This is a genomic window from Psychrilyobacter sp. (assembly GCF_037132775.1).
Taxonomy (GTDB): Bacteria; Fusobacteriota; Fusobacteriia; order Fusobacteriales; family Fusobacteriaceae; genus Psychrilyobacter.
Window position 1 is genome coordinate 1 of record NZ_JBAHZY010000012.1, and the last position, 6221, is coordinate 6221.

Consider the following 6221-nt stretch of genomic DNA (forward strand, 5'->3'; position numbering starts at 1 on the left):
CTTAAATTTAAACTTAGAAGAGTAAGTTTTTCGTGTATTCATAATCAAAATCCCCCATATTGTTTTCTTAAATTATACCCTATTTTTTTGCTTAAGGTTAAACACTCTTTGTATGAATTTATACGACCATTATAGATATTATGATTTAATGTATTCATTAAATGCAGTAAAAGCTTTTAATAACGACCTTGTAAAGGGTATAGAAGTTAATATAGAAGAGAATAAAGATGGTAAAAATGAAGTAATAATATTGAAAGAATGTGATACAAAAGAAGCAACGTTTAGCTATAAAAATGAATTAGGGAAATCAACTCTTCATGTATTAAATAAAAAAGATGATTTTTCACTGATTCACCCTGAAATGACTGGGCTTTAAATCGCTGAAATGAATAAAACTAGAGTATTACTTTCAAATGGAATGGAATTAAATAAAAAAGATAAAATTAATCCATATTCATATAGTGAAATTTTACAAGAGAAAATGATCAAAGAATCGATAGAAAAACATTTTGAGATAGAAGAAAAAAATATGACCACTTACCCAAGGATAAAAACAATGTCACTATTCTTTATAGATTCCATTGAATCGTATAGAAATGATGATAAAACTCAAGAACATATAAGAATATATTTTGAAGAAGAATTAAAAAGGGCGATGGGAAGACGTATTAAAAATACTCAAGATCAAGGTTATAAAAAATATCTAGAAAATAGTTTAGAAGATATTGAAAAATGTCATGGTGGTTACTTTTCAAAAGATAATACTGGAAAAGATGATAAGATAGAAAAAGAAGTTAATGAGATACTACATGATAAAGAAAAGCTATTAGATCTTGATAATCCCAGAAGGTTTATTTTCTCTAAATGGACATTAAGAGAAGGATGGGACAATCCAAATGTCTTTGTTATTTGTAAATTGAGAGGTAGTGGTAGTGAAACCAATAAACTACAAGAGGTAGGAAGAGGATTAAGAATACCTGTAAATGAATTTATGAATAGAGTAACTGATAGAGAACATTTTTTACACTACTTTGTAGATTTTGAAGAAAAATATTTTGTAAGTAAATTGCAAAACGATATTAATAGTGGATCTATTGTAGGGGAAACATTAAAAGAATTAAGTGATGAATTATTAATAGAAATAGCGAAAACTTATAACGAAAGTGAAGATCATATTTTTGATAGATTAAAAGAATTCAAAATTATAGACAGAAAACAAAAATTTATAAATAATGGATTTGAAGAAATTCAAAAACTATATCCACTAGTCTTTGAAAATAAATTAAAAGCTGGGAAAATAAGAAGTAGTAAGGATAAAAAAGGTAAAGTAACTCTTAGACAGGAAAAATATAATGAGTTTAAAAGATTATGGGAAGAATTAAATAAAAAAGTATTGATTACCTATGATTTTAAAAATAACGAAGCTCAACAAGAATTATTAAATAAAATGATTATTAAATTTTGGGAAGATGGACGCTTTGAAAAAAGTGGTTTTGAATTAAAGTCATTTAAAAGTAAAAAAGGAGAGAATGGTGCCAATGTTGAATTTCAAGAGATAAATAGTGCTGAAAGTAGATATAACGCAGTGAGTATATCTAATTTAACTTATCAAGAATTTCTTTTGGAGTTAGAAAAATTAATGAAAGTACCGTTTAATATGTTACACAGTATGTTTATTGATCTAAAAAATAATAGTAAAGTTGAAATTAAACCAGGAGTATTTAAAAATGATTTTAATTTAAATAATTATTTGAGTAGAAAAACTATTAGAGAGGTACAAAAGTATTATAGAGATTATCTAATAGAGAAATCATTACATAATATGTTTATATCTTATGATAGTGTCAATACGACTGTACATCCTACAGCGCTTACGGACTCTAAAGAGAACCCATTAAAAAATATAGGGACCTCAGAAGTAGGAGTATTATTTGATGAAACAGTTCAAGTAGATAGTAGTTATCTTTTTAATGAGTTGTATTATGATTCTGATATAGAAAGGGGAAATATTATAGAACATATAAGTGAAATAGTAGTGTTCTCTAAAATCCCTAAAAATAGTATAAAAATCCCTGTTATTGGTGGAGGAAGTTATTCCCCAGACTTTGCCTATGTAGTTAAATATAAAGATGGAAAAGAAGCTCTTAATCTTGTTCTAGAATCTAAAGGGAAAGATCAAATTGGATTATCTTCGGAAGAAAAAATGAAAATTAGATGTGTAGAAAAGTTATTTGATGGTCACTTAAACATTAGATTTAAGGCACAATTTAAGAAAGAAGAGATAAGTAGAATAGTAGGAGATATAATCAAGTAAAACGGAGGATTATGGAAATATCATTTTATAATAGGCAATCTAAAGATATGTGGGATATATTGTTTAAGGTTTTACCAATACTAGTCACATTTTTATCTATATATTATATGTTTAAGGTAAATCAACGACAACATGAATTAGAGAGTAAAAGAATAGAACAAGATGATTTAAAAATTAGAATAGAACTTTTTGATAAGAGAAGTGAAGTTATAAAACAAATTATTAAATATAACCAAAAAGCACATATGGAAGCAGACTTTAAATTGGAGTCTGAAGAATGGGATCTATTTTTTAAAATAAAAAGAGATATTAGGTTTTTATTTTAAAAATATGAAATTTTAGAAGAATATTTTACCTCTCTTGAATCCTTAGCTAAGTCGAAAAGACAAATTGAAAAAACTAATGATAGTTTAACAAGAGAAAATTTAGAGGTGGAAATAGGGAAAATATTTGGGACATTAAGTGAAAAATTTGAAAAAGCTAAAAAATCGCACTTTGAAGAATCAAAGCTTTGGTAAAATAATTTAAAGGAAGATTAATTATTACAAATTTACTGTATCTAAAAAGTGTAAAGGAGAAATTCATGAGTATTGAGATAAATGAAATATGCAATATCGTACAAACTATAATATTGGCAATTCCAGCAATAAAATGTGGAAGAGATTACTTAAATAAACCTTCTAAATTTGATGACGCCATTTTGTCTTTAGAAAAAGCTATTTTTGAAACACATGGTTATATAAGTAATTGTGAAAATCAAACTAATAATAGGCGATTAGAGGAAATATGGTTAGAAACTGCAAAAAAATTAGATGGTATAGTCAATCTTGAAAATCTTACTAATATTGCTTTCAAAAAAGCACTTTATTGGCAAGGTCCTAAATATTATTCTGAGAAGAATTCTTTAGAATTAGACAAAATAAGATTAACAGAAGTTATAAAACAATTTGAAAATTTAAGAACAAATAGTAATATCAGATAATAAATTGTATGATTTTGGAGGAAAGCTATGCCATTATTTAATAAAGAAAACGGAGTTCTTAATGTAGTAAAACAAAAGAATTTTCCATTAGAAAGAGAACTTCAACAACTAGTTGAAAATAATTTAGAAGAAATATTCAATTGTAAGTTTGTAGCTTCAGAGTTTTATACTGGTAGTATCCATTCTGGGAGGATAGATACTATAGCTATATCTGAAGATAATAACCCTGTTATTATTGAGTATAAAAAAGAAGAATCTTCAAGCCTTCTTAATCAATCACTATATTATCTATCTTGGTTAGAGGACCACAAGGGAGATTTTCAAATAGCTGTTAATAATCAGCTTGGATATATAGATATTGACTGGAGTAATATAAGGGTTATCTGTATTGCCCCAGGATATAAAAAATATGATCTCCATGCTGTAAAAGTCATGAATAAATCAATAGAACTCTGGAAATATAAAAACTTTGAAAACGGAATGTTTAATCTTGAAGAGATATTCATTAACAAAGAAAATAATAAATGCAAAGACAAAGTAATTCGTATAGACGAAAAAGAAAAAGAAACTCCTGTATGGACGTATGAACGAATAGCTGATAAATTAGGATCTATTAATTTAAAAGAAGCATTTCAAAATATAAGAGACTATACAATTAACCTAAGTGAAGAGGTAGAAGAAGTTCCCAAAAAACATTATGTTGCATATAAGATAGCTAAAAACTTTACAAGTCTTGAATGTCAAAAGAAAAGAATAATAATAAATTTAAAATTGACTGTTAATGAGCTAGAAAAATGGAAAGAAGTTGGTAGAGATGTTACGAACATAGGGCATTATAGCTCTGGAAATTTTCAATTTTACATAACTGAGGGAAAAGATTTAGAAATAGCAGAAGAATTAATTAAAATTTCTTTTGAGAATGTAGGAGGATAATATGTCGTATAAAAAATTAAAAATAACTGAAGATGAAGCAAGAAAAGAAATCAGTAAAGTTTCACACGAGACTTGTAAAAAAGGTTTAATGAATAATTGGGAAGTAGAAAATGGAAAAGCAACTTTTTCTAGTGTGTGTTGGCTATTTATGTGGGCTACAACAGGGCAAGGGAGTAAAAAAGCAAAGAGTGAAGCTAGAGATGCATTTAATAAAATATTTGAGATAGGCTATGATTTTTTAAGTGCTTCTTTAACATTAGAAGAGGCAGATAAATATAGATATAAACAAGAAATACCTATAAAAGTACACCAAAATATATTAGATGCTTTTGAAAAGAGAACATAAATAATGAAGACTTGGGGAGATATCTAAGTCTTTTTTATTTTTAAGTTTTCAAAAATAATAATTGCTAATTAGCTTTTTTTAGTGTAATATAATTTATGAGGTGAAATTATGAGTGAAATAAAAAAGATATTAATCGATAAAAATATTACTTTTACTAAGTTAGTTGCCTTGTCGAAATTTAAATCAGCATGGGGATTAAGAAAAGCAATTAATAGAGGAAATTTAAAAACTCTATCTGAAATTAGATTAATATTAAATGCTATGTAGTTAATAAGCATTTAAAATTGAATTTAGGAGGTAGAATGTCTGAATTAAAAGTTAATAAAAAAGAAATAAGATGTGAAAATTGTAATCGAAAATTAGCTACCATAGAAAATAATTATTTTATGATAAAGGGTAAAACAAATTATTCATCCAATGGGACAGAATCAACTATTATATGCTCCAATTGTAATTCAAAAAATAAATTTAAAACAAAATAAATGATATTCGAGGTCATGAACCCATTATCGATAATTTAGTATGTATTTTACTAGATTATCTTTAATGGGTTCTTTTTTTTAGGGAAATAGTTAATCAAATGGAAAACTATTTAAATATTGAGAAGGTGGGAACTCAATTACCCAATAGGGGGAATCATGAAGTGGAAAAAGCAAAGAGAATCAAGAAAAATTCAAATGAAAGCCCTGGAAGATGAGAGGAAAAACCTTGCCAAGATAGGCTGGAAGTCTATGGGGAAGGTGGAGAGAGATCAGTTATATAAAAAAATAAACTTTGATTGGGATAATATGCATAAATTCATAAGAGATAGAATTCCATCCAAAGAAGAATATGTAGCGTTCGAGCTAGAAAATTATTGTGTAGAGAAAATAAAAAAGACTCAAAAAAAATGAGTCTCTTAAAAAATCAAAAAATCTATTGTGATAGATTTTTCTAGGTGGATTCTATTTTTTAACTAGATTAGAATCTAATTCACATAAATTTTGGGAGAGAGAGTTTCAAGAACATATGTTTTGAATCCACTTACTAAGATTCTATAACCAAATACCTAAAAAAAGCAATATTAACTAATTAAATAAACTATAAACTAACTAAACTAAACAAATATTTTCTTATCTAAAAAATTATGTATATTTTTAAAGATATTGCAATGAGGTGGATCTCCTAAAACAAATCACTATTGCAATATCTCTATGAGTATATAAAAAAGAGCTCTTACTAGAGCTCTAAACACAATGAAATACCTGGAAAGAGAATAACGTCTAAGGAAGACTCTTTAATTTCACTACATCATCATTGTACAAAATTTCAATACAAAAGTCAATAATTTTGATACAAAAGTCGAAATTTTTAGGAGGAGGGATATGGTAGGGCTAGATAGAGCTTCTATATGGGTATTAGTCGATGCTCATATTGAGTTAATAGACATAGGAATAAGAAAAAAGTACCGTCATATCCTAGGCAGAAAAGTATTAGGAGATACACAAAACTACTCCATAGGAAAGGAAAACATAAACGAAATCAAGGTTATAAGTCATCTGAATAAGACATCCACCATAAAAATAGATTTTTCATATCCCAGGAGTAATGCAACTACTAATTTATATCCACTAACATCAGAGATCGAAAAGAAAATTGTAGATGAT

At 26.9% G+C, this 6221-nt stretch carries 9 protein-coding genes and 1 pseudogene; all 10 read left to right on the forward strand.

Annotation, left to right across the window (positions count from 1 at the left end):
* Positions 1-112: 112 nt before the first annotated feature.
* Entirely contained in the window at positions 113-376 is a 264-nt protein-coding gene (locus tag V5784_RS00715; RefSeq protein ID WP_336887133.1) for a hypothetical protein, read from the forward strand.
* A gap of 9 nt (positions 377-385) precedes the next feature.
* On the forward strand, positions 386-2314 hold the full coding sequence (locus V5784_RS00720) for a type III restriction-modification system endonuclease (protein ID WP_336887134.1): 1929 nt from the start codon (positions 386-388) through the stop codon (positions 2312-2314).
* 11 nt (positions 2315-2325) lie between these two features.
* Entirely contained in the window at positions 2326-2640 is a 315-nt protein-coding gene (locus tag V5784_RS00725; protein WP_336887135.1) for a hypothetical protein, read from the forward strand.
* A gap of 257 nt (positions 2641-2897) precedes the next feature.
* Positions 2898-3296: a hypothetical protein gene (locus tag V5784_RS00730; protein WP_336887136.1), complete on the forward strand. Its 399-nt coding sequence runs from the start codon at positions 2898-2900 to the stop codon at positions 3294-3296.
* Positions 3297-3323: 27 nt separating this feature from the next.
* The gene (locus tag V5784_RS00735; RefSeq protein WP_336887137.1) at positions 3324-4229 is read left to right on the forward strand and encodes a DUF5655 domain-containing protein; all 906 of its coding nucleotides are present in this window, start codon (positions 3324-3326) and stop codon (positions 4227-4229) included.
* Position 4230: 1 nt separating this feature from the next.
* On the forward strand, positions 4231-4575 hold the full coding sequence (locus tag V5784_RS00740) for a hypothetical protein (RefSeq protein WP_336887138.1): 345 nt from the start codon (positions 4231-4233) through the stop codon (positions 4573-4575).
* Positions 4576-4683: 108 nt separating this feature from the next.
* The gene (locus V5784_RS00745; RefSeq protein WP_336887139.1) at positions 4684-4842 is read left to right on the forward strand and encodes a hypothetical protein; all 159 of its coding nucleotides are present in this window, start codon (positions 4684-4686) and stop codon (positions 4840-4842) included.
* Positions 4843-4877: 35 nt separating this feature from the next.
* Positions 4878-5057: a hypothetical protein gene (locus V5784_RS00750; RefSeq protein ID WP_336887140.1), complete on the forward strand. Its 180-nt coding sequence runs from the start codon at positions 4878-4880 to the stop codon at positions 5055-5057.
* Positions 5058-5213: 156 nt separating this feature from the next.
* Positions 5214-5468 (forward strand): hypothetical protein, encoded by a 255-nt coding sequence (locus tag V5784_RS00755; protein WP_336887141.1) that lies wholly within the window; start codon positions 5214-5216, stop codon positions 5466-5468.
* Between the two features lie 471 nt (positions 5469-5939).
* Positions 5940-6221 (forward strand): annotated as a pseudogene (locus V5784_RS00760) (hypothetical protein); the annotation flags it as partial.